This is a genomic window from Streptococcus oricebi (assembly GCF_017883985.1).
GTDB lineage: Bacteria > Bacillota > Bacilli > Lactobacillales > Streptococcaceae > Streptococcus > Streptococcus oricebi.
This window is the reverse complement of record NZ_PRDG01000006.1, coordinates 87,918-112,118: the sequence shown is the minus strand read 5'-3', so window position 1 is coordinate 112,118 and position 24,201 is coordinate 87,918. Positions and strand designations below refer to the sequence as shown.

The window sequence follows — 24,201 nt, the reverse complement described above, 5'->3', positions numbered from 1 at the left end:
TTGGAAAAAGGACGAGAAATCGTCCAAACCCCAGGAAGCAAGGGACTTAAAACCCTGACCTATCTAGATACCCTGGACGCCAATGGCCAGGTCCTGGAAAGCAAGAAAATCTCTGAAAGCATTAGCAGACCGGCCGTAAACCAAGTTATCCGCGTTGGGAATAAAGAAGAAGAAAGGAAGGTCATTCGCCAGGTGACCGTAGAAATTCCTTTTGAGACCCTACGTCTAGAAGACCCTGAACTAGCCCTGGGCAGTCAAAGACTAGAGGAGGAGGGCCAGACTGGTATTCACATCTACATTTATGAGGACAGCCTATCAAGCCAGCAAGAAGTCATCTCTTCCCGTCTTTTGAGCGACCAGATTAGCCGAGAGCCTAAAAATCGAGTTATTCGCATCGGAACTAGAAAGACCACCAGTCCTAGCCAAAAACGGCTAGAAATCAGCCAGCGAACGGAAGCCATCCCCTTTAGCCGTAGCTTGGTCTATAATCCCGATCTAGCGCCAGCAAGCAAGCAAGTAAAAAGAGCGGGCTCACCGGGCCAACTGCTGATTACTGAGGAGATTACCTATCTCGATGGGCTGGAGAGTTCCCGCAGGGAAATCAGTCGGCAAATCCTGATCCCGCCTAGTCCGGAAATTATCGAGTTGGGCCCTTCCCAGCTGGAAGCGGAACCAGAACTCTTGAAGCAGGTAGAGCCCCAATCAGAAAGCCTGACCAGCCCTAAAGCGGAGAACATGGGAGCAAACCAAAGGACCCCTATTTCTAGTCCAACTAGCCAACTGCCCGCAACCGGCCAAGCCAGCGGGCCTAACTCCTTACTACTAGCCGGAGGCCTTCTGGGCCTCGCTAGCCTACTTCAAGTCAAGAAAAAGGAAGAAAATCTTAGCGAGCAGGACTAAGCAGTCCCAGAAAGCAATCAATTATGGGAGCTGGACAAAAGTTCCCAGTTTTTAAAGGACTTAACTTATAGACACAAGACCCGCTTCTCCTCCCAAGCTAGGGAGGGGACCTGACTAAAAGTCTCAGAATAAAGCGGAGCTGGGAAATAAGTCCCAGATAAAGCAAAAAGCAGGAAATTCTAAGTAGAGACAGTGAACTGCGCCACCCAAAGTTAGAGGTGAAACATCTAACCTTGGGGGTTCAGGACATTCCGTCCAAGCTTAATTTCCTGCTTTTTCTTATGCTCACAAACTAGAATAAGAGCCAAATCTGACTGGCCCCTTTCCCTAGTTTCAATCCAGTCACAGGCTCTTAAGCTAAGGCCAAACAAACACAAAAAAAGCCACCCAATTTGGTGACTTTTATAGGGAGATTATTATGAAAAAGAAAAGTTTTTAGGAGTGCAAGTTAAGTCTTTTTCTCTTAACTTGTAACTATATTATAAGGCGGCCAACTTAAACTTTCCTTAAATAAACTTAAGTTTTAAAAAAATTTTTTGCTGCTTAAAAACCAGCTTGATTTAGAGGGCTTTCCGCTTAATCTGGACTGGATTTCTGAGAAATATCAACTACTGTATCCTACTGTATCCTACTGTATCCTACTGTATCCTACTGTATCCTACTGTATCCTACTGTATCCTACTGTATCCTACTTAATAAAGGATAGACTATTTTTTCTTCAAAGTATAGTATTGATTTCTATCATTTTTGTTTGCACCGTACCAATCAACCATACCCAAGTCTTGTAAATTTTTCATAGTTTTTACAATAAATTTACGACTTCTTCCTGTCAGTTCAATCGCCTTTGCTGTTGTCATTTTCTCGCCCGAATTATACATATAGTGAACAATAGTTTGCTCGTCGGCATTTAGATTACTAAAGTCAATAAACTGTTTTTCCAAACTGTCTCGTGTTCGTAGATGACGACTAATGATATTATTTTCCAGGGTCAAAACTACCTTATTACCCGGTTCTGAATACTTAGGCTCCTGAAGGAAGGCAGATTCCATCTCAGAATAGATACGCTTAACCCCCTCATTCATCTCACGAACCCAACCAAATTCGGCTAGAGTCCTCGCAATCCGAGGATTTCTAGAAAAACGTTCATGCTTGATATTCTCAACCGTTACAATATTCGGTAGCTTTCCTGGACTATGAATCTCTAATCGATCATCGAACATCAAAACACGGATATGATCGCCATAGACAGAATAGTCACGGTGAGTTATGGCATTAACAACACCTTCAAACCAAGCAAACTCAGGATACTCAGGCAAAATTTGAAACTGACCATGGTCATCGAGATACTGAAATTCTCTGAGCTGTGTACGGATAAAGTCCCTGACCTTGGTAATTAATACTGGCAAGGCATCATCAAAGGTCTCTTCTTTGATGACATTAAAGCTACTGCCTGTTCCCATATTTGCCCCATCAAATCGTTGAAAACGAACACGCGCTTGAGAGAAGAAAGCTGATGGATGCTTCCCAAAAAGCAAAATCGCTGCTTTAGTCAATTTCCCATTTACTAAAAATCGTCTTGCTCTAAGTATTTCCTCCATGGAGCGCTCGGATAAATCAAAGTGGCTTTTGAAATTCTGTACGATAGTTTCATCAATATCTTCCAATGTTGCATCCAAAACAAGCTCATCTTCAAAAAAACGCTGCCCTTTGTCATAGTTAAGTTGTGTTCTCTGCTCATAACTTAACTTTATCGACTCATCACCTTGACGAAGGTAAACGTCATCATTCGGTGCAGCAATAACGCGATTAGAAGATAATTCAACAGAGATAATCAGGATGAAATCATCTTCCTCCTTGTGATTAACCACAGGAATTTCTTCAAATGATAACTCCAGCGGGGTCTCACGCATCTCACGGTCAATTTTCTTAAAATCTTCAATCGGATAAGCCCTAGCATCCTTGAAACCTGTTATGATATTTCCTTGTTTCTCATCCTCAATACCAATAACCAACTGACCACCGTCAGCATTGGCAAAAGCAATTAAATGCTTGAGCAATTCCTGTGGCTTTTTGCGCGCTGATTTTCTATCTAAATATTGGCTTTCTGGTGAGAATTGGTAGTGGGCTAGAGTTTGATTCATGTAGTTCTCCTAGGTCCTATTCTTTGATATTATAACATATTAGATAATCATTTAAACTCCAGGTATGTGGATTATCTCAACAAAGCTCAGTCACTATTCTAGCTTAATCCCTCTTAAAATTAGGACTTGACCGATTAAAAACTAGCTTGATTTAGAGGGCTTTCCGCTTAATCTGGACTGGCTTTCTCTGGAAAATAAAGCTGCAACTGGGGCCATTTTTGCTGCCAATTTTTTTGTTGCAAGCGGGTCAGATAAAGTTTTCGTCGCTCTTGATCGGCCCAAAAATGTGGTGTCGGACCAATCCGAAAATTTAGAATGTCCTGCCAGCCATAAGGGGCAAAAGCTTCCAGCTGATTATTGGCCAGGAGACGCAAGCCAACAGCTGTGCAGCGTTCAGGATACTTACTCATAGCATCCCTAGAACTCTGATAAGGGGCCGTATGGGGGCTATGCTGGTGCATCAATACCTGATTTCTAACCTCCCATTGGTAGGAGGGGAAATCTCTTTTTAGCCTCTCCTCCACCTGTCTAGTAGCTGCTGCTGAATAGGCCGGGTCAAAGAAAATCACATCTACATCTGTCTGCCAGTCCAAGGCCGGCCGACCTGATAGATAATTCCAGAGAAAATTCCGAACACTACCGGCACAGAGCCAGGAGTCCTTAAGTTTCAAGTCTCGGATAATTCTCAAAAGCTCCATCAAATCTTGGTCTGCCGCAAAGACTGCTAGGATTTCTGCTGGCTTTTCCATCACTTGTCCAGATACTCGTAGCCGAGATGTTGATAAGCCTTGGGCGTAGCCACGCGCCCGGTTCGCGTCCGCATGATGAAGCCCTTTTGAATCAGATAGGGCTCATACATATCCTCGACGGTCTCCCTTTCTTCAGCGATATTGACCGACAAGGTCCCTAGACCGACAGGGCCACCTGCATAGACTTCAATCATGGTCCTTAGAATCTTTTGGTCCACATAGTCCAGGCCTTCCTCATCCACATCCAGCATGGCCAGGGCTTGGTTGGTCATGACCTCATCAATCAGACCATTTCCCTTGATTTGGGCGTAGTCCCGGACCCTTTTGAGGAGACGGTTGGCAATCCGAGGGGTCCCCCGACTCCTTAAGGCCAAATTTGCCGCTGCCTCATGGGCAATTTCCATCTCAAAAATATCCGCAGTTCGCTCGACAATCTCGGTCAAATCGGCTTGCTCATAATACTCCATGTGACCAGTAATCCCAAAGCGAGCCCGCAGGGGGTTGGACAACATGCCAGCTCGGGTGGTCGCCCCAATCAAAGTAAAGGGAGGCAGGTCCAAATGGACACTGCGGCTGGTGTCTCCAGCACCGATCATAATATCGATATAGAAGTCCTCCATGGCGCTATAGAGGACCTCTTCCACTGCCATGGGCAGGCGATGAATTTCATCAATAAAGAGGACATCGCCCGGCTCTAAATCATTTAAAATAGCCACCAAGTCCCCGGCCTTTTCAATAACAGGCCCCGAGGTCTGCTTGAGATTGACTCCTAGCTCATTGGCAATGACAAAGGCCAGGGTGGTCTTTCCTAGACCAGGAGGGCCAAACAAAAGGACATGGTCCAGGGCCTCGTCCCGCAATTTGGCAGCCTCGATAAAAATAGCCAGCTGTTCCTTGACCTTATCCTGACCGATATACTCTCTTAAAAACTGGGGCCTCAAAGTCCGCTCTATCAGCTCCTCGTCGGCCATTTGTTCCTTATCTAAAATTCTACTCATAGAACTATTATAGCAAAAAGCGGACAAAATTGCCCCTCCTATCTCCCTCTTTCTGCTCCCCGAATTCGGTCTTTCCTGGCGGACTTACTCAAAAAAATAAAGAGCATTTAAACTAGAAAATTATACCCATTTTTATAGGCTGAACAAGGCCAAGATTAGCTTGAAAAGCAGGCCAAAGCCCGTCTAAAAGGGGCTAGGACCTGGGTTTCTTGTTTGACATTGCTTGCCCGGTCTTATATAATAAAATACAGCTCAAAGAAAATCAAGCAAGAACACGTCCAGCGGGCTTGAGTTTCAAAAGCAAGAAGAATTGCTTGGCCTACTCCCTAGAGGGGCCGGACTTAGTAAACTAGAAAAGCACCCATTTTTGGGGTGTTTTTTAAGATTTTTAGAGGAGAACTATGAAAAAACAACATTCCATCTTTTTTATACCAGGTATCGTCATGCTGGGAATTGCCCTGCGAACTCCCTTTACGACCATTCCAACGGTCCTAACAGACATTGCCTCTAGTCTCGGGGTCAAGGTCAGCTCGCTAGGCCTCCTAACTACCCTCCCCTTGATTATGTTCGCCCTTTTTTCGGCCCTTTCTCCTGCCCTGGCTCGTAAGCTGGGCCTGGAAAAACTACTGGCAGCTTCGCTTTTGGTCCTGACCCTGGGCTCCTTGATTCGGATTTTTAACCTGCCCCTCCTCTTTTTGGGGACCATTATTATCGGGATTGCCATCGCTATCTTAAATGTCCTCCTCCCTAGCGTTATCCAGGCCAACCAGCCCCAAAAAATCGGTCTTTTGACGACTATCTATACCACTTCCATGGGCTTATCGACCACTCTGGCTGCCGCTCTAGCAGTACCCATTACCAGAGCCAGCTCCTGGCAGGGGCTGGTCCTAAGCTTGACCCTAGTTTGCTTTTTAGCCCTCATCATTTGGCTCCCTAATACAGCCTACAACCACCGCTTGAGTTCCCATGCTGATAAGAAGCAAAGCCAGTCCTCCCTGCTAAAAAATAAGAAGGTCTGGGCCTTGATTATCTTTGGTGGTTTCCAGTCACTCATCTTTTATACCTGTATGACCTGGCTGCCAACCCTGGCCCAGGAAGCCGGCCTTTCCAAGGACGCAGCAGGCATTGTCGCCTCGACCTTTTCTCTGATTAGTCTGCCCTTTTCCATGACTGTTCCTGGCTTGACCACCCGCCTTTCGTCGCTAGGAAGAAAGCTAATGCTAGGCCTGGTCTCACTAGCCGGTCTCAGTGGAATCATCATGCTCTATTTCCCAATCAAGAACTTTAGCTATTGGATTGTCCTGGGGCTCCTCCTAGGAATTATGGTCAGCGCCCTCTTTCCCTATCTGCTGGTGACCTTCTCCCTAAAGACCTCTAGTCCCAGCCAAACGGCCCAGCTCTCGGCCCTGGCCCAAACAGGGGGTTATCTCCTAGCCGCCTTTGGTCCGACCGTCTTTGGTTACAGCCTAGAATTTTTCGGCTCCTGGATCCCAGCCATCAGCCTCCTGCTGGTCGTGGCTCTGATTATGATTTACACCGTCTTTTATGTCGAAAAGCAGGATAAGATTTTATAAATAGGGCTAGAAAGGAGGGCTTGTTCCTCTCCCTTTAAATAAAGCCAAACCACCAGCCCAGCTGGTGGTTTTTTGAAGGATAAAACTTAAAAACTCCCTTTGGCTAAAGGGAGTTTTGTGATTTACTTTCAAGCTTAGGCAGGAGGTAATTTTTGAAGGTAGAGAAGGGCATCATCAAAGGTCTTGACGGGGACAATAGTCATCTGACTCTTAATCTTAATGGCTGCCCGGACCGCCTCATGGTAATTGGTCCTCAACTTAGGATTGAGGCGGACAATGTCGGCATCAATAGTATCATCGGGGACAAAAAAGATGGTAGCCCCTGCCCGATTGGCCGCGATGACCTTCTTTTCGACCCCAGAAATCCGTCCAACATTGCCCTTGTGGTCGATAGTTCCCGTCCCAGCAACGATATGACCCTTGGTAATATCCTTGCTGGATAGTTGATTATAGATTTCTAGGCTAAACATCAGACCACCCGAGGGTCCCTCCACCCCATTTGATTTGAGCGAGATGTGGGGATTGACCAGAAGCGATACCTCGGAGTAGAGCTCCACTCCCAGGCTGGGCTTGCCACTTGATTTATTGACCACCAGGTGACCGCTAGCTGTATGCAGGACCCCCTTGCGGCTGTATTCAATGGTAATCAGGGCCCCAACAGCCTTTTTCTCCAGCTTGTCTAAGAGCTCATAGGGGTTGGAATAGGTCTGGTTATTGACCTTCAAAATCCTGTCCCCCCGCTGTAATTGCTCCCGAAAGGAGGAATTACTATTGACCGAGCTGACATAGATGTTCTTCTGCTGCATTTCAACTGGACGATTAGCCGCCCGATAGGCCACCTGCAAGGCATTGAGCTGGGAAGAAGTCATGGTGTCATTTTCCTGCTCAGAAGCCTTATCGTGCCTTTCATAATAGTCATCTGGGACCACATAGTCCACTTCTGGCTCTAAGGAATAGTCGGGCAAGAGGGCTAGAATAGAAGTAAAGACCCGGGCATTGGAAACCCCAACAGCCGTTATCATCACCTGCCCCTCACCGCCTTCTTTCTTACCAGTCACTTCAACAAAATCACTGGCCTTCTTGGCCGGAACCGAATGCTCCAAAACATAAGGAAGAGGAATAAAACCAATAATCGTCAAAACAACAACCACCGATACCGCCCTCAAAAAAGACTGATAACCCCTCAAAAAAACCTCCTTTCATAAGATACAAAGGGCGTAAAGAAATCCGTATAAAAATAGGGAGCGCGGTGCCGCTTCGATGAAGCAAGGCAAGCGAGTCTTTTTTACTAGGATTTTAGCCCCTGTTCAATTACATAAGATACGATACAAGAGCACTGCGCGAGAGTCCCTCTCGCCAGCATCCATATCCCTAAGCGAGTAAAACTCGCAAGGGCTACGGAAAAAATCAGGAGATTGACGCTGTGTGCAAGCACACAAGGAAATCTATCTTTTTTCCGTAGCTTTTAGCTCGAGTTCAATTATAAGATACAAAGCCCGTTAAGAAAACGAAGAAAAAATAGGAAATACGACAACGGAGCCCCAGCTCCTAGGAGTATTTATCTTTTTTTCAAAGTTTTTAGGGCGTGTTCAATTTCATAAGATACGAGACCGTTCGCAGACTTACTCCTGTCTAGCGCTAGAGCGCTGTCAGGAAACGAAAGCCACTAGCGTGCTCTTTCTAAAGTCTGCACTAATTTTCCAAGCAAAAATTATCGTTTTGCTTGGAAAATGTCGAAAAACGAAGAAAAAATATCAGGCTGAGCAGAAATTCGTTAGAATTTCGTTGCGAAACCTACGCAAGGCTGACTAGATAGGTGGCCAGTCACTTAGTGACGCCGACAACTATCAGTCAGCTACTGCGTCTAGATATTCACTAGTTTCTAGCTAATGGATTTTCCTCGCTGAAGCCCCTGTTCAATTACATAAAATACAAAGCCCGTTGGCAGACTTATTTATAGTCCCTTTTTGGCTGGGACTCTTTTCTAGTCCCTATTTTTTCTGGCAAAAGGTCCTTTATGATTATATCATAATTTACTTTTTTATTTCTCTTTTTTTGGTTAATCACCAAAATTGACGATTTCTCGGTCCCCCACGATTAAATGATTGGCCCAGATTGTCTTGACAGCCCTTAGGAAAGGATTGATAAACAAGAAGCGCAAAAGGCCAAAGAGAAAAATCAGGATAAAAATCAGCTGTAGAGAGGCCGGATCCTGTCCCAAAACCAGATAGTGAACGATGATAAAGGACTGGACAAACTCTAGGCTCAAACGCACTCCATACTCAGCAAGTGAGAGCAGAAAATAGGTCCAAAATTGGCCCTTCATCAGCTGGGAGGACTTTTTCAAGCACTCCATATAAGGCAGGGGGGCCAGCTGGTTGTCAGCCGAGCAAGTATCTGCCACGATATAAGGCAGGAGAAAAAGATGGCTCCTAACCAGGATAACCCCCAGTAGGAGGCAGGCCTGTAAAATCCACTGAAAGAGCCAGAGGCCCTGGGCCAAATCTGGAAAAGAAGTCGGAAAGGTCAGATAGGCCACTGTCAAAATCAATAGAAAGGGAAGATTGGTTAGGATATAAAGAAAAAAATAACCAATCCGATTGTTCAGACCGTCAGTGATACTGTACTGGACTGCTTCTAGAAAATAGCGCTTAACCAAGCGGGGACTTCTAACCAGGGTTAAGAAATACTTGCTGGTGAAAAAATAGCTGGCTGTAAAGAGCAGGATAGCCACCCTTAAAATAGGCTGGTCGGAAAACTCGACCAATTTGGTGGTCATTAGATTTAAGATATAGGCTAGCGAGGCCAACAAGGGCTGACTAGACCTGCTCTCTATCTGCTCATAATTGACATAAATCAGGCTAATCAAGAGGCCGTAAAGCAGACCGATACAGACGGTCGGCCCTGCCCAGGCCAGGTAATTAGCTTTTAACTCCCGTCGTGCCTGGCGAAACAGGGACGACAATCTAAACTTTTTCATAAAATGACTCTCGTCACCTCCTAATCTCCATAATCAACGATTTCAGTATCATTCTGCATTAAACGGTCGGCCCAGAAGGTCTCCATGGCGGCAGAATAAGGGCTCACAAATAAGCTGTTTAGTATAAAAAATAGCATGAGGGATAAGAAAGGGTCTCCTCCTATGAAAAGAATCACATAACTTATTCCTTGGCCGCCCAAACCATTTATAGCCCCTAGAATTAACTGCAAAAGAAGGTAGTACCTTTTTTGTCCCTTCATCAGCTGGATAGACTTCTTGACCGCTTTTAAATAGGAAAGGGCCTTTAGTTGATTATCTTTTGAAGCTGTATCTTGAACAATAAAAGGAAACAAAAAGAAATAGCTAGCAATTAAGATACTCAAAAAACCAAATACAACAGAAAAGAGGAACAAAAACCATATTAAGATGAGAAAACCAGCTAGACCCATATAGGGTAAAAGGGCAGGTAAAATAGTCTCGAAATTCAACCATAGTGGTAAAAAAGGCAGGAATAAAATCAGATAGCTCACAATAAAATAGTAAAATCTTCTACCCAAGCCATCCGTCAAACTATAAAAAATAGCCGCTAATAAATGCTTTTTGACTAGGGCTCCCTGACGAACCAAGATTAGAAAATACTTTTTAAATATCAAGGAGGGACCTAGTCCCGAAAACAAGAGAGCTGTATGGATAATCAGGAAAAACTGAGGTGAAAAAGCTGTCCCATCCTGGATGGATGTCATAAAATACCTAAAGACCACCATACTTATAACCGTCGGTAGCAGACCTGATAGGAAGCTACCAACTACCCACAAACTATAATTTTCCCGAAAAACCTTCCAACTATCATCAAATAAATTTTTAAAAGGGTACTTCTCCATACTTTTCCTCTTCTCAAAAAAAGAGTGGGACAAGCCTTCACCAAGGTTTGTCGGCCACTCTGGAAAGACTGCGCATCCTAGGGTCTAGGGCTGCTAGCAGATAGTTTTCTTGTGTCTTATTGGTTTCTTTCTCAAAATATTGGGCTAGACTCTCCCAAGTCCTAGTCCTTATCTTTTTCTGCTAGTCTCCCAACCTAGTTCTGCGCCTATCTGATCCTGACAGAAACAGCTCTTAGCGCTTCTCTGTCAGAAAATTTCTAATCCGAATCATAATCTTTCCAGCCCAAGACTTGTCTGAGGCATACTTGACGTTGATGGCTGGTCCAAATGGAATTTCTTGTTTTAACTTAAATTTGAATTTCTTAAAGATGGTTGCTAGAAGTAGGATAAATCCAGCAACAAAGAAGGCTCCATAACCGACAATAATGGTATTGTAGACTGTAAACCAGCTACCCAGAGCCGTTAGATAAAAGATATCCCCCATTCCAAAGGCTTCCTTCTTATAGTAGGCCTTGGCCCCGAAGTAAATCAGGGAATAAAGAGCAGCACCTGCTCCCATGGCCCAAAGCATGTCAATATAAGACTCTCCAGTCATGTAGATGACTCCTAAGCGGAGCAGCCAGAAAAAGAAGAGTACCGAATCTGAAATGTACTGGGTATCAAAGTCAATATAGCCAATAATGATACAGAGGGAAACGAGCAAGCAAGCTGAAACAACCATCCAGGGTCCTTGATTGCTAAAGGCTAGGTAAGAAGCCAACCAGCTAAAGCCCGTCAACAACTCAACAATCAAGTAGCGAGGTGAAATCGGCTGCTGGCAGTGCTTACACTTAAAGCCTTGCATAATAATTGACAGAACAGGGATTAACTCCCCAGCAGTCAAGACATGGCCACAAGAGGGACACATGGACCGGCCTTTCATAACGCTTTTTTCTAAGGGGACCCGATAAATCACCACATTGAAAAAGCTTCCAAATACAACTCCTAAAATAAATACTAAACTTGCAATCATCTCTCTATCCTTTATTATTTAGATGCCAAAACAACTGACAGTTTATCGTCTTCTATTGATAAGGAAAAGACCATATCATTTGCTGTATTGTTTTCAATCGTTAATTGAGTCAGGCCCTGAGCCGGATCTCCAATATTAAAGTGCTGTCCTCGGTAGGACTTGACGGACATCTTGGCCTGGGCGAGCTGTTCAATGGCATCTATCATTTGCTCCACTCCAAGTCCGTAGACATCTTTTCCTTTTTTATCCTTAGTAGCCAGATAGCCAGAAGAGGCATCTAGCTTGCCTAGTAAGTCAGAGACCGTCAGGGTCTCACCAGCTGCGATATAGATGTTTTGCATCTTCTGCAAACCAGTCTTTAAATTATGCTGGGGAATGTACTCGCTGGACAGGGGAAATTCGCTCTTTTGCAGAAGATTTGGATACTGGGCCAGGGTCTCAGCCTGACTCTCTGCTGCTAGGGCGCTACTTTCTAGGCTAATCTCATTAAACTTACCGGTCTTTGTGATTTCATTTGCCGCCTTGATGAAGGCTTCCTTGTCAATCTGATAGCCAGGAATGGCATCGGCAATGATTAGATTGCCCTCAGCGTCTACCGTCAGATAGTTGGTCGTAGGCTCTTGCTTGAGCAATTCTGGATGGCTATCCAGGGTCTTGTTAAGCGGAGCGAGCCAAAACATCCGATTAGGATAAATAGAAATCAACTGCTTTTGCTTGGTATCAAAAAATGGCGTAAACTTGCCCCAGAAGGACTTGCTGGAAATGGCGTCTAGGCGTTTGAGCTCATTTTCAGAAAAATAACTCAAGCCCAAAAAACGCATATCCATGGCGAAACTTTCACCTGTTGTTAAATTAAAAGTCGCTTTGTAAGGCAACTCCTTGTAGACTTCAATTTCAGCCTGGCTTCTAGACTCCACCTTGATAACTGGCTGGTCCTTGATACTCATGTCCAAGGTTGGCCGGTAAAAGAGGACCACATAAAGCAAACTACCCAGTAGGAAAACGGATAGTAGTCCTACTGGTAGTATCTTTTGATATTTCTTAAGATTGAACTTCATCTTATACCACACATTCTGCTAAACGAACCAGCAGTTTGCGGTCGATCCGACGCAACAAGTCGATTGTTTCATCGGTCACAGTGTCACCTGAGTAAAGAACAGTATTGCCGTCTGTGCTTACCAAGTCTTTTTGCAATTTCTTGCCTAGCAAGAGACGTTTTTGTTCATTAAGAAAGGTGCTTCCTTCATTGTTCAAGTAAGTGATAGGCACCACTCGCTTAGTGCTAGCTGTTTCTACTTTTTCCGCTGGCTTTTCTGGAGTTTTTGCTGAAAATTCATCCTGCTTGACAGAAGGAATGCTGGCAAAAGCTTCTTCTAGCGACATCTTGCGGCCAGTTTCAGCTGGCTCAGCGACTTCTTGGGCAACAGGTGCCACTGGAGCCACAGGCTCAACCACCGCTTCTGCTACTGGAGCAACTACTTCAGCAACTGGCTCTGCAACGGGTGCTACTGCTTCTACCACTGGCTCGACTACTGCTTGAGCAGCTGGTTCAGCAACTGCCGCTTGTGGAGCAGGACTTGGCTCTAAAGCTGGCTTAGCGTACAGCTCAGCCAACATAGCGTCCAAATCGAAGTTATCATCACCTAGCACCTCTTCAAAGCTAGCTGGCTTGCTGCTTTCTACTTGGGCTGCTGGGCTTGCTGCGACTGGGGCTTCTTGTGGGGTTTCTTGAACAAGAGGCTCAAAGTCAGAACTGTCTTCTACCACTGGCTCAGCGACTGGACTTGGTTCAGCTACTACTTCAGCAACTGGTTCAACTACTTCTACCGCTGGCTCAATAGGAGCTTCTGCAAGGGGCGCTACTGGAGCAGCCTCTGCTAGCAAGCTTTCTTCTTGAACAGGAGCAGAAACTTCCTCAGCCACCACTGGAGCTTCTTCCACTACTGGGCTTGGCTCCACCACTTCTAAAACCGGGCTAGCTGCCTCTTGGCGGACTGGCACTGGGCTTTCAGCCACGACAGACATAGCCTTTTCTTCATTTAGGATAATGTATTCTTTGCCGACCATCAAGATACGTGACTTAGGAATTTGAATATCCGCAGAAGCGTCCTCTGGCTGGACAATCAAGAAACCAATCTCATGCTGGTCATCAATATGGTAGTCCACCACCCGACCGATTTTATTTCCGTCAATGGTGATAACCATTTCATCAAAGACTGCCCCTTGCTTGTCATTCAAGACCTTGAGGGCCGCCTCATCAATATCTTGCAGGGCAGAACTATTTTCCACCATAACCGCAAAGTCACCGATACCATGAATATTGCGACCTGGCAGGAGCGCATAAGGCTGGTCTGGCTGGTTGGACTTGACCACAAAGGTCAAGGGGTGGTTGGACAAGAGCATACCTTCATCAACCAAAACCTGATGAATTTCACCCAAACCGGTTCCTTTTTCGATTTCAATAATCACCGTTCCGATAATTGTCTTACAACTTTTCATAATCATCTAAACCCTTCTATTTTTCTATAAGGCTGATTCTTTCAGCTTTGGTTGGTACAAGGTTGTATAGATTGTCTCTAACAACTCTAAGGCCTGGATACGAAGCTCTCTGTCTTCGCTCTCCACTAAAATTTCCTTGAGGTAGTCTACCGCCTCTTGGTAGTCTCCCATGGCTGCCAATTCCTTGCTCTCATACATCAAGAACTGGAAGTAGAAACCACGTTCTTCCTGGGTATTTTGTGGGTCTTCTTGCTCAGCCAGAGGACTAGGGCTAGTTGGCGCCTTGTCCGCTGTATGCTGATCCAAGATTTCCTCAATCTCCTGACGCAGGGCATCTGGCTCTTCTGCCAGACTTTCTGCCATTGCCTCTTGGACAGGCTCTGCTGAACTCTTGCTTTCAAAGAAGAGGTCCTCCAGAGAAACCTTGGCCAATTCTTCCTCATAAGAAGAAGTTGGCGCTGGGCTTTCCACAGGCTCGACTACTGCTGCCTTAGCTTGAGGCTCAGGCTTAACAGCAGCAACTTCCTGGCTCTCCTTTGAAAAGAGGGCATCAATTTGCTGCAAGGTGTCCTGCACCAGGTGGTCGATTTCCTGGGTCTCTGACTGCCTAGAGGCTTCTAGACGGGCCAAGGTTTCAGACTGGACCGAAACTTCGCTCAAGGTCTCCTCAAAGCTTGGCAAGGTCACCTTTTGCTCCTTGATGGTCAAGACAGGCTCCTGAACCTTAGGCTTAGGAGTAGCTGCTTGAGACTGGGCCCGCTTGGGGCTCTTACTCTCTTCCTTGCTAGCTCTCGCCTTGTCTGAACGGCTCTTTTTCACCGGCTGACTAATCACCATGGTTTGCCCTTGCAGGGAAGAAAACTTCTTTTTCTTCTTACCAAAGGACAATTCGGATGAAAAGAGAACAGTGACATACACACCGAGGGCCACTACACAGGCTAAGCCGAAAAAGAGACCTGGAAAATACTGATAAAAAATTGGAATGTCGAGGACGAAAAGCATCATCCAGCCAGCCAGAAAGAAGCGCTTAGCCAATGAAAGTTTCGTCACAAATAAGATACTGATCGTATGCAGTATAATAAATGCTAATCCAAAAAATAGTAAATATGTCATCTGATCTCCACCATATCTAATTTTTCTTCATCTTAATTTGTTGTAAGATGACTCACTGCTAAATTGTCTAGTTTAATCGTCGTTTCAGGACTGTTACCTGAAGGTGTTTCAAAGTAGAATCCTAAAATAGTCATTGGATAGCTAAAGCCTGGGATATTTGCTGGATTAAAGCCGATTTCCCGCCAGCCAGTCCAATTTGTCGGTTGCAATAAGTGCAGGTAGATTTTCTGACCGCTAGAATTTTTAACAATCATACCGACCTTGCCCTTCCATTCATTAGAGAGGGACATAGAGAAGTTGATGTTTTCTGGCTGGTCATTCAAGGTGACAAATGGTGCTGCAAACTGCATTTCAAAGAGAGTTGTTCCCTTGGTTGCTGGCAGTTTGAGAACATTTGAGCCTGCACCCTCCAAGAAGTCGGTCCGATCAACACCGACATCACCAGCAGGCTTGCTGCTGTCTTGGGTCAATTTCAAATCTGATTCAAAATTATAAATCGTTGATGAGTTAAAGTAAGCCGACAAACCATTATTGCTAGATAGGCTATTTAGCTGTTCTAGGTAAGACGGTGATAGATTGCTATTGGCAGAGCCAAGACCTTCTCCCAGATTATTGGTTGTTGAAGCATTCCCATTTGAGTTGTCCACAACGTCAGAACTTGGCTTATTAGCCAGCCAGACTGGACGAGCAAATGGCGAAACCAAGTTAGCAAATGGAATCGGTGTCTTTTCAATCATGCTGACCGGCTTAGACACATAGCGTTCCACATCTTGCACCTGGTAGAAACGTAGCTTAATCTTTCCGTCCTGAATTGGGTCATTGTCTTCTTTACCAGTATGTTCTGGCTCATTGAGCTCCAATTCACTAGAAACAATAGTTTGTTGGTTTTTATCAATCAAATCAAGCAGGGCCAAGACCTGGGTATAGGTCCCACGAAACTCAATATCCGCAGTCATCTGCGTGATGTTGGTGTTTTCATAAGGCTTGCCCTCTGCCTGTGTGCTAGTTGAGCTGCTGGCAGTCGAACTAGCATTGGTGTCACTAGAGCTAGCTGAAGTCTCTGAACTGCTTGAAGTAGCCGAACTACTTGAGCTGCTGGTGCTTGAGCTAGTTGAAGTCGCGCCAGAGCTAGCTGAGGTAGTCGCGTTCTTAGAGTCAGTCGAAGTCGTATCCTTCTTCTTGGTTTCGCGAGTGTCCTTAGACTCTGGAAACTCTAGCTCAGTTGTTTCATTAAAGTTGACCTTTTTCAGGGTAATCTTACTCTTATTGATAAAGTCATCAATCAGATAGATAAATTCCCCTTGATTGGTATCGCCGTAGTACTTGGAAGCTTGTTTCAGAGCTTCAGAGTTGAGCTTGGTCAACTGCTTGGTCAGGTTGGCCTTTTGGTTAATCTTGGAGGTTTTTCCGTCCAATTCCAATTTAATGGTTTGATATTCCTCTGACAACTGGCTGTTTTTGGTGTACATACCGTTAATCATCAGACCAGCCAGGCCGACCACCACACCAGCTCCCAGTACTGTAATAATTTTTCTTTCCCGTTCGTTTAAGTTTCCTAGAAACCCCTTCTTTTTCTCCGTATTATTTGTCATTGAAATCCACATCCTTCGTTATAATTTTAATATTAAAGTTATAGATGTCCTTGTTTGGATCGTCAGGAGCAACATTGGCTGCCCCACCGTCATCCTTGTTTTCAATGTCACTAACAATAATATGGTTGAACTTATCGGTTTTCCGCAATTCCTCCTCAAACTTAGCGATTGATAGACGTTCTCTCGAACTTCCTTGAATCTCAACAGAGTCATAGTTGACCTTAATATCATTAAAGACCAGGTTACGAGTTACCTTTTTATTCAGGAACTCCAAGAAACTCCTATTGACACGATGAATGCGTTGGAAGTCCCCTTCTAGATTTTTAAAGAGAACTTGGTCATTTTTAACGGTGGCAATTTTATTTTCCGTCTCACTGACCGCTGTCAACTGCTCGGCCATTTCTGGACTCTTGAGCATGTTTTCAGCATCCGCAATTTTCTTTTGATAGTCCATATTGGACAGTTGGAAAAAGATGGCTGCTAAAACAAACAAGGCAGCAGCAGCGCTTCCCCCACCGATTAGCGCCAAACGAAGTGGGCTAGACTTCTTAGGGGGCGTATGATAGCTTGAAAAAAAGTTTAAATCTCTCATGGTTAGGCCCTCCTAATCAGCATAGCGGTCGCTGGGATATAGTCAGACGCAAAGTCTAGACTGGCATCCCAAGTCACATGTTCACAGTCTGCACTGTCGATTGACTCGATTTCCCGGTTCATATCCCGCCGCAAAATCGCAGCCAACTGCCAGCAGATGTCTTCATTTCCATAGACATAGAAAGCATCAATCATCTCGCCCTGGGTAGAGCCCATAAAGAAGTTTTCTGTGTTCAGGATATGACTTCTAGCATCTCCCAACCAAGAATCCAAGGCATGCTTGACCATGCGTTCGTCCACCTCACCAGAAGCGATGGCTGATAGATTTTGGATATTGGACGATGTGGCCATATCCTCTAGCTGCTCATAGCCACTTGGTAGGTAGTTACTAGTTACAAACTTACCCTTAGAGTAGAGATAGACGTCGATAGAGTTCTTGGTCAAGTGAATCATGCCGACATTCTTTTCTGTCAGATACTTGGCCCGATTGTTGATGGCCTCTACCCTGCTCAACCATTTTTCCAAGGTGTTGGACTGGAGGTCAAAGGCATAAGGAACCAACTTGAGCTCATTAGCCAGGTTGAGATACTGCTCAATCAAGCCCCGAGGCACAGCGTAAACCCGCAGGTTGCGCTCATTCTCATCTGCTCCAAGAGCCATGATTTGACCCATATCCTCATATTGAATGGCATAGGCTGTTGGATCAATATCCAAGTACTGTTGCAATTCGTAAGAGAGCAGACCTTCTAGGTCCTCCTCTGCGACAGCAGCCGATACCGGCACCATCCGAGCGATGATATTAGAGTTGTTGATAGAAAAGAAAGCATACTTAGCATTGATGGTATAGTCGTCCATGAGCTGGAGCAGGACATCCTTGAGAGTCATCGGATCCAAGATTTGTCCAGCCTGCACCACACCAGGAGGTAGGGGTGCACTGACAGTCAAGACGATTTCCAAGTCTAGACGCCTTTGCTTAGCCACAGCCACCCGGACACTATCATCAGCCAAGTCAATAGCCATTAGATTGCCCTTAATGGGCTTTCCAAACATGGTATAAGGCTGGCTAGGCACTGCCTTTTTAACCTTCTTCTTAGCCGCTCCCTTGTCCTTAGATAGGAGAGGTTGATTGAGCTTGTCCAGAAAAGAAGTTTTCTTTTCCTCGACCTGCTCGACCTCTTCTTCCTCCAGATAAAAGTCATCTTGGTCCTTCTTATCCTTAGAAAAAAGTGGCTTATTTAACTTTCCTAAAAAACTTTCCTTTTTAACTTTTTCTTCACCCTCAACGGAGTCCTTGCCCCGCTTGGATGAAAACATACTTTTTCCCATAATTCTCCCCTTTTAAATCTTCCTTTCTGCGCTTTATTTAGCTTGATATTTGTTGGCGAAGTAGTCAGCAACTGCCTTGATATTAGTATCAGTCAAGGCGTCCTCGTGAATGGCAAATTCGTTGATGTAGGTGTTCCCGCTAAAGTAGACAATACCCGCATTCACATTATGTGTTACATTCTTATTACCAGCACGTCCCGACAATTTTAAGTTCTGGGTATGAGCTAGTGTACCATTGATAAAAATCTCTAACTTGACATTCGTATTATCCTTAGAACTTCGGACTTGAATGGCATTGTCCTGGTCATAAGAAATATTTGTCGGAACTACGACCTGTCCTTCCGTATTTAAACCAGTAGTGTCAACTGTTTTTAAATTCAGTTTTCCTTCCCGAGTTAAGTCAATACTCCAAGTCATTGTATTGTCCATTTTATAAGTTAAAAGAGAACCCGTTTGAACACGATTGGCAATCAAGACAGAGGTTGTCATACCACTAGCAAAGTTTTGACCACTAAAATGGATAGGTTTATCTCCCAGTTCCATAAGCTGCCTAGTTTGTTTTAGTTTTTCCTCATAGACACTTTCTACAGGGATGCCTCCACCATAGATCTTGTCATGTTTATAATCCATAACCTCTACATTAGTATAGGCTTGATTGTTGGTCGGAATGGCTCCCTTAGTTCCATCATTATTCTTATAAAGAGCCAAGTCCAAATCCGTATGGAGTTTCAGATTTTTAACAACAGGCATACCCATTACCCAAATACGGTGGTCCGCCTCTTGGTAATTACCAACCCGTCCATAAGAGTTAATGGCCCGACCTGCAAAAGTCAAGTAACGTCCCAACATATTATTAGTAACTGTAAAACCTGAATTGCTACTAGATTTCACCGAGAAATCTTTCAAAAGATCTGGTAAGACAAGACGCGAAGTAGCAAAAGGAGTAACAAATCCTTGGCTACCTACGGTAACAATATCCTTACCTTCACTCTCAATGTCGCGGTGACTAAGGAACCAAGTAGATTCAACATCTATCCGCACATTGGACTTATCCTTTTCCTTAAGTTCAGCCAAGCCATCAGGGATTTTGTCCCCTAAATAATAGTAGCGTTTAGAGTTGGGAATTTGTACATCTAATTCCTTAGGAATTTCTAGCACGCTTTCCTTTTGATTAGCAACAAAGAGCCTCATCTTTTTAACGTTATCGTCATAGGAGAAAGTCTCTCCCTTAACATCTACCGAATAGCTACTATTACCTACCTTGTAGTTAAAACGTTCAATCTCGGTCCCCGTTCCTCCATCTTTCTTAATTCTGGCCAAGTCTGTCTCAAATTTTTCCTGAATCTTAAAGTTAATAGCATTTTGCTTTCTCAGTTGAAAAATATTGGAAAAACCGTCAGAGAAGAAGGTCAAGAGTGCCATAACCACTGTTGCAATCAAGATAAGGGAAATAACCACTTCTGTCAGAGAAAAACCTTTTCTTTTTTTCATTCCTTTCATTTTTCTCCTCATTTCTAAGGTCCTGCTACGAACCACTTATCCTGCTCAATTTGCTTTTTAATTCCAGAAAAGACTTCTTGTAGTTTTGCTTCACTAGTCGCCTCTGCATACTCAGCAGCCACACCACTTTTACCAATCTCATCTGTCATATTTTGCCCATAGGCAATTTCATTTTTCAGTGCGGAAAAACCAATTACACTAACCCGACGAATGTCTGAACCAAAGGTAGACATTACTTGGCCCGCATATTTAGAAGCCTCTGGAAGAGCCTGTGTATCACTCTTGTTCCAGTAAAACTCCTTCTTAGCTTTTGAGCCAACCAAGTCAGACAGGTCCGGTTTTGGATCCACATAGTCTGTAACATAGTAACTATGTGTTGTCTTAGACTTATAGCTTCCGACTGAATAAATGTTAGGCAAACCATCGGTAAGGAGAACGACGTATTTTAACTGGGCCTTATTACCCCTCATACTAACTAAACTATAACGCAAGCCATCTCCTGGATTAGTCCCTCCATTAGACTTCAAGCTGTTAATTTTAGTCCGAATTTGATTTACATCTGTATCTAAGTCGACGAAAGACTCTTGTACGTAAGCGCCTAACGTATTAAATTCGACTAGGTTGGTCCGAACATTCCCAATTTTTGCCAAGTCGTCTACTAAAAGGTTGGCCTTTTCTTTCAAAATATTCATCCGACTCTTGCTGCCGTCACTCTTACGACTCATCGTCCAAGCCATAGAGCCCGATGTATCAAAGACAAAGGAAACGGCAATATTAAAGTTTCCCTCAATCGGGTCATTCCGATAGGCGATAGCAATTCCTTTTTTGCCCTTGGCTACCTTAGAAAAGATTTGCTTGGTATTCAAGGCCATAATAGCCGTATCTAAGGACAGTTGGTTGTTGGACTTGGCAAATTGGCCTGACAAATCATACTTCAAGAGACGATTGTCCTGATAGGCACCTTCCGTCTTAAAGGTTAAGTCCATCTTCATATCATAGATAGATTTAACTCCCAATTCTGTAATATCCCAATCATTTTTATTCTTATTCCAGACATGGTTAAGGATTTTCTTACCGTCTGCAGAGAGACCGACATAGCTCCAACCCTTGGTTAGTCCTTCCTTGCTTCCCTTATACTTGCTGTCATCCAAGACAAAGACCGCTGTTGCCTTACCGACCGTATTGTCCACCGTCTGCATGGCGGTCCGCATTTCCGCCTGAATAGCAGCCTCCTTGTCAATCATCCCCTGACCGCGGAAAAATGTATTAAATATAATTCCTAGGAGCACCCCGACCATGGCCATCAGCATGATGGCAATAATCATCTCAACTAGGGTGAATCCCGCTTTTACTTTTTTCATCTTCACCTACCTCTTTGTTCCAGATTCTAGACCGCCACTCTCACTCCGAATACCACTAGTTGCCCAGTTAAAGACCACGGTGTGGACATAGTAATCATTCGAGTTAGCCACCTTGGCCCTAGAAGTGATTGTGATGTAGTAGTCATCTCTGTCTGTTGAGCCATCTAAAAACTCACCCGACATCTCAATCTCAGCCTGGCCACCATACTTAAACTGATGAGCCGCCAAAACCTTATTGCTATTAGAGGTCTTACGTTCAGCCCGCTTAGAAAACTCACTATAAAGGTCTGAGGATTTCCCATTCCCTTCAAAGTAAGCCCCCAAGGCCAGTTGACTTCCCGATACAGCATTATACTTGGCGGTCAAAAAGTTATACATGCGCTGGGTTTGCCCATAGCTAGTATTTAAGACTGAGGCTGTAATCCCAATAGCCGCAGTCAACAAAACAATGGCGATAATCACCATTGGTAGGGTTGCTCCTTTATGTTTTTTGTCCTTCATATCTTCTCCCCCATTTGATATTCCCAAAATAGTTGTCAACTTGGACAACTACTTTGGGAATATCCGACTGCACAAGGCAGTCGGAGTAGAGTTTTAACTTATCCCCCGTTTAAATATTATTGATTTGCTGGGCTGATGTCGTATTCAAAGGTCTCACTCTTAGAATCGTTTCCAGTTTTATTTGCTGGATCAGTATAAGTTGAAGTCAACTTACCACTTGCAATTACATGCGCTGGACCATTGTTCTCACCATCTTTTGCAAGAGAGTTCGCGAGGTCTCCAGAAGCTGACTTGACATTCATATAAGCCTTAACATCTTCAATAGATTTGATTTCTTTCCATTCTTCAGATGGATTTTTTGATTGTGAGATACGTGCTTGAATAGCAGTTACCAATTGACGGTGTTCAGATTGAATCCGTGATTTACGCGCATTTTCTTGGAATGCTGCGATACGTGGCAATGCCACAGCAGCAATGATCGCAATGATGATGATTACGACAATCAACTCAACCAAGGTAAATCCTTTACCTTTTTTCTTAAGATTTTTACGCATAGCTTGTAATTTGTTTAACATGTTTATTTTCCCTTTTATCCTTCTTAAAACTTTTTCTTTTTTATTTGATATGGTGGCCTCTCAGAGACCTTGTGATAGTGGGAGACCCTACAAACTCCCACTTGGAGTGCCTTTTAGCGAACTCGGCAGACACTAGGCCGAGTAGGGCTTGCCCTGTCAACTAGCGACCCGCAGGGGCAAGGACATACTCCCAGCTCTCGCTGCGACTATCTGCAACCTTTCCTCGAGGGTCGGTATAGGTCGAAACCAGCTTGCCATCTGTGATTTGATGGGCGCTCTCTTTGCTGGGACCGTCCTTAGCTAGTCTGCTGGTCAAGGCTTCTGAATCATTAATATTCATATAGCCTTTCAAGCTTTCTAGCGTTTTGATTTTTTCAAACTCTTCTGCAGGCTTCTTGGAGCTAGAGACCCGTGCCTGAATGGCCGTCACCAGTTGGCGATGTTCACTCAAGATTCGGGACTTTCTAGCATTCTCCTGAAAGGCCGCAATCCGAGGAAGGGCGACAGCAGCGATAATGGCAATAATAATGATAACCACTATCAGCTCTACCAAAGTAAAACCCTTCTTTTTCTTTATCTTCTTGCTGATAGCTTTTAAGCTAACTTGCATTCCTAAATTTCCTTTTAACTTTTTCATCTGGTAACCCTCCAGCTACCAATCTCCCTAAAATTTTTACTGGTTCTTATTCGCCCCTGCTTCGACCGCACCTGCCAATTCAAGCAGTGGGAACATGATAGCCGCGACAATTCCCCCGATAACCGTACCCATGACTACAATCAGGGCTGGCTCCATCAAGGATAAGAGTTGCTTGATAGCTGCTTCTAGCTCTTCTTCATAGTAAGCAGAAGTCTTATCTAGCATAGACTCCAAGGACCCAGATTCTTCCCCGATTTTCACCATGGAAATCATCATCGGTGGAAAGAGCTTGGTCTGGCTAATCATATCCGTCAACCGTTCTCCTTTTTGCAAGCCTTCATTAGCCTCGTTGAGCTTTTCAATCACCACCGTATTATTGGTGGTTGAGGCAGCTGCCTCAATGGCATCAACCAAGGGAATCCCAGCACTAGTCAAGGTTGCCAAGGTGCTGGAGAAACGAGCGGTAACAATCTTTTGCATAGGACCCTTGATAACCGGTATAGACAACTTAAGTTGGTCTAGCTGGTAGCGCCCCGCCTCGGTCTTTCGATACTGGAAGAAACCAAAGCCCAAGGCTCCGACAATCAAGAGAACAAAGAACCAATTAGCCTGCAAGAAATTGCTGGCTGCAAGGACAATCCTAGTTGGTAAAGGTAGTGCTACCCCACCACTCTCAAAAATGTCCTTAAAGGATGGAACCACCACATAGAGCAAGACACCAACCGCTCCTACTACCAAGAGGGAGAGGATAATCGGATAAATCATGGCTCCAGTGATTTGGCGGTTGATTTTTAACTCCTTGGTATAGTGGATAGACATCTTTTCCAAGACCTCATCCAATCTACCAGTTTTTTCACCCGCCTGGACCATCCGAACCAGGAGGTCAGGAAACATCTTTCCTTGATCCATCATGGCCTTAGAAAGTTGGTTCCCTTCTTTCAGCTGACTACTCATCTTCTTGAGTGAGGCCTTGAGTTGCTTGGAGGTTGTTTGCTGCTCCAGGATATCCACCGCATTATTGAGGGGAATCCCTGAGTTGAGCATAACCGACATCTGCTTACAGAAGATAGAAATATCTTTAATCTTAATCTTCTTAGCTTCAAATAAGACGATGTCTTTAGAACCAACTATCTTTTCTTCAATATTGATAGGCTTCCCTTGAAGCCTCAGTTGGGCCAAGGCTTCCGCCTTGCTGGCTGCATCAATCTCTGTGCTTTGCACATGCTGATGGGCATCCAGATACTTACATATAAATATTGCCATTTACACCC

The 24,201-nt window shown here is 44.4% G+C and carries 21 protein-coding genes (1 of these 21 cut by a window edge); 2 read left to right on the top strand and 19 right to left on the bottom strand.

What is annotated here, in order from left to right:
• On the top strand, positions 1–900 hold the 3' portion of the coding sequence (locus C4K46_RS09660) for a G5 domain-containing protein (RefSeq protein ID WP_209628967.1). It extends 4,269 nt beyond the left edge of the window; 900 of the gene's 5,169 nt are visible here — the last part of the coding sequence; its start codon lies beyond the left edge, outside the window; the stop codon is at positions 898–900.
• Positions 901–1,607: 707 nt separating this feature from the next.
• Here C4K46_RS09660 and C4K46_RS09655 read toward each other — a convergent pair.
• The 3 genes from C4K46_RS09655 to ruvB form a co-directional block, all read right to left on the bottom strand.
• The gene (locus C4K46_RS09655; RefSeq protein WP_209628965.1) at positions 1,608–3,041 is read right to left on the bottom strand and encodes an ATP-binding protein; all 1,434 of its coding nucleotides are present in this window, start codon (positions 3,039–3,041) and stop codon (positions 1,608–1,610) included.
• A 167-nt stretch (positions 3,042–3,208) separates the two neighbouring features.
• Positions 3,209–3,790, bottom strand: a complete 582-nt coding sequence (locus C4K46_RS09650) for a nucleotidyltransferase family protein (protein WP_209628963.1) — start codon at positions 3,788–3,790, stop codon at positions 3,209–3,211.
• The gene (gene ruvB / locus C4K46_RS09645) at positions 3,790–4,788 is read right to left on the bottom strand and encodes a Holliday junction branch migration DNA helicase RuvB (protein WP_209628961.1); all 999 of its coding nucleotides are present in this window, start codon (positions 4,786–4,788) and stop codon (positions 3,790–3,792) included. Before ruvB ends, C4K46_RS09650 begins: the two co-directional genes overlap by 1 nt.
• A 401-nt stretch (positions 4,789–5,189) precedes the next feature.
• On the opposite strand from ruvB, the gene C4K46_RS09640 reads away from it, so the two are divergent.
• Positions 5,190–6,362: a CynX/NimT family MFS transporter gene (locus tag C4K46_RS09640; protein ID WP_209628959.1), complete on the top strand. Its 1,173-nt coding sequence runs from the start codon at positions 5,190–5,192 to the stop codon at positions 6,360–6,362.
• 134 nt (positions 6,363–6,496) lie between these two features.
• Here the strand turns inward: C4K46_RS09640 and C4K46_RS09635 are convergent, their stop codons facing one another.
• The 16 genes from C4K46_RS09635 to C4K46_RS09560 form a co-directional block, all read right to left on the bottom strand.
• On the bottom strand, positions 6,497–7,549 hold the full coding sequence (locus tag C4K46_RS09635) for a SepM family pheromone-processing serine protease (protein ID WP_245335193.1): 1,053 nt from the start codon (positions 7,547–7,549) through the stop codon (positions 6,497–6,499).
• 872 nt (positions 7,550–8,421) lie between these two features.
• A complete protein-coding gene (locus C4K46_RS09630) occupies positions 8,422–9,342 on the bottom strand; it encodes a DUF975 family protein (protein WP_209628958.1) in 921 nt (306 codons plus the stop codon).
• Between the two features lie 20 nt (positions 9,343–9,362).
• Positions 9,363–10,223 carry a hypothetical protein gene (locus C4K46_RS09625; protein WP_209628956.1) on the bottom strand — a complete coding sequence of 287 codons (861 nt, stop codon included), beginning with the start codon at positions 10,221–10,223 and terminating at the stop codon, positions 9,363–9,365.
• Between the two features lie 232 nt (positions 10,224–10,455).
• On the bottom strand, positions 10,456–11,235 hold the full coding sequence (locus tag C4K46_RS09620; protein WP_209628954.1) for a prepilin peptidase: 780 nt from the start codon (positions 11,233–11,235) through the stop codon (positions 10,456–10,458).
• Positions 11,236–11,249: 14 nt separating this feature from the next.
• Positions 11,250–12,293: a VanW family protein gene (locus C4K46_RS09615; protein WP_209628953.1), complete on the bottom strand. Its 1,044-nt coding sequence runs from the start codon at positions 12,291–12,293 to the stop codon at positions 11,250–11,252.
• 1 nt (position 12,294) lies between these two features.
• Entirely contained in the window at positions 12,295–13,740 is a 1,446-nt protein-coding gene (locus C4K46_RS09610; RefSeq protein WP_209628951.1) for a PRC-barrel domain-containing protein, read from the bottom strand.
• An 18-nt stretch (positions 13,741–13,758) separates the two neighbouring features.
• Positions 13,759–14,847, bottom strand: coding sequence for an SSA_2305 family type IV pilus system protein (locus C4K46_RS09605; RefSeq protein ID WP_420853784.1), 1,089 nt, complete (start codon positions 14,845–14,847; stop codon positions 13,759–13,761).
• Positions 14,848–14,879: 32 nt separating this feature from the next.
• Complete coding sequence (locus C4K46_RS09600) at positions 14,880–16,439, bottom strand: hypothetical protein (protein ID WP_209628947.1); 1,560 nt, start codon at positions 16,437–16,439, stop codon at positions 14,880–14,882.
• Entirely contained in the window at positions 16,429–17,031 is a 603-nt protein-coding gene (locus tag C4K46_RS09595) for a PilN domain-containing protein (protein WP_209628945.1), read from the bottom strand. Before C4K46_RS09595 ends, C4K46_RS09600 begins: the two co-directional genes overlap by 11 nt.
• A gap of 2 nt (positions 17,032–17,033) precedes the next feature.
• On the bottom strand, positions 17,034–18,356 hold the full coding sequence (gene pilM / locus C4K46_RS09590) for a pilus assembly protein PilM (protein WP_209628944.1): 1,323 nt from the start codon (positions 18,354–18,356) through the stop codon (positions 17,034–17,036).
• A gap of 33 nt (positions 18,357–18,389) precedes the next feature.
• Positions 18,390–19,847, bottom strand: coding sequence for a type IV pilus modification PilV family protein (locus C4K46_RS09585; protein WP_245335192.1), 1,458 nt, complete (start codon positions 19,845–19,847; stop codon positions 18,390–18,392).
• Between the two features lie 23 nt (positions 19,848–19,870).
• A complete protein-coding gene (locus tag C4K46_RS09580; protein ID WP_209628940.1) occupies positions 19,871–21,217 on the bottom strand; it encodes a VWA domain-containing protein in 1,347 nt (448 codons plus the stop codon).
• A gap of 6 nt (positions 21,218–21,223) precedes the next feature.
• Complete coding sequence (locus C4K46_RS09575; protein ID WP_209628938.1) at positions 21,224–21,718, bottom strand: hypothetical protein; 495 nt, start codon at positions 21,716–21,718, stop codon at positions 21,224–21,226.
• A 116-nt stretch (positions 21,719–21,834) separates the two neighbouring features.
• Positions 21,835–22,293, bottom strand: coding sequence for a prepilin-type N-terminal cleavage/methylation domain-containing protein (locus C4K46_RS09570; RefSeq protein ID WP_209628936.1), 459 nt, complete (start codon positions 22,291–22,293; stop codon positions 21,835–21,837).
• A gap of 160 nt (positions 22,294–22,453) precedes the next feature.
• On the bottom strand, positions 22,454–22,930 hold the full coding sequence (locus C4K46_RS09565) for a prepilin-type N-terminal cleavage/methylation domain-containing protein (protein WP_245335191.1): 477 nt from the start codon (positions 22,928–22,930) through the stop codon (positions 22,454–22,456).
• 36 nt (positions 22,931–22,966) lie between these two features.
• On the bottom strand, positions 22,967–24,193 hold the full coding sequence (locus C4K46_RS09560; RefSeq protein ID WP_209628934.1) for a type II secretion system F family protein: 1,227 nt from the start codon (positions 24,191–24,193) through the stop codon (positions 22,967–22,969).
• Positions 24,194–24,201 lie beyond the last annotated feature (8 nt).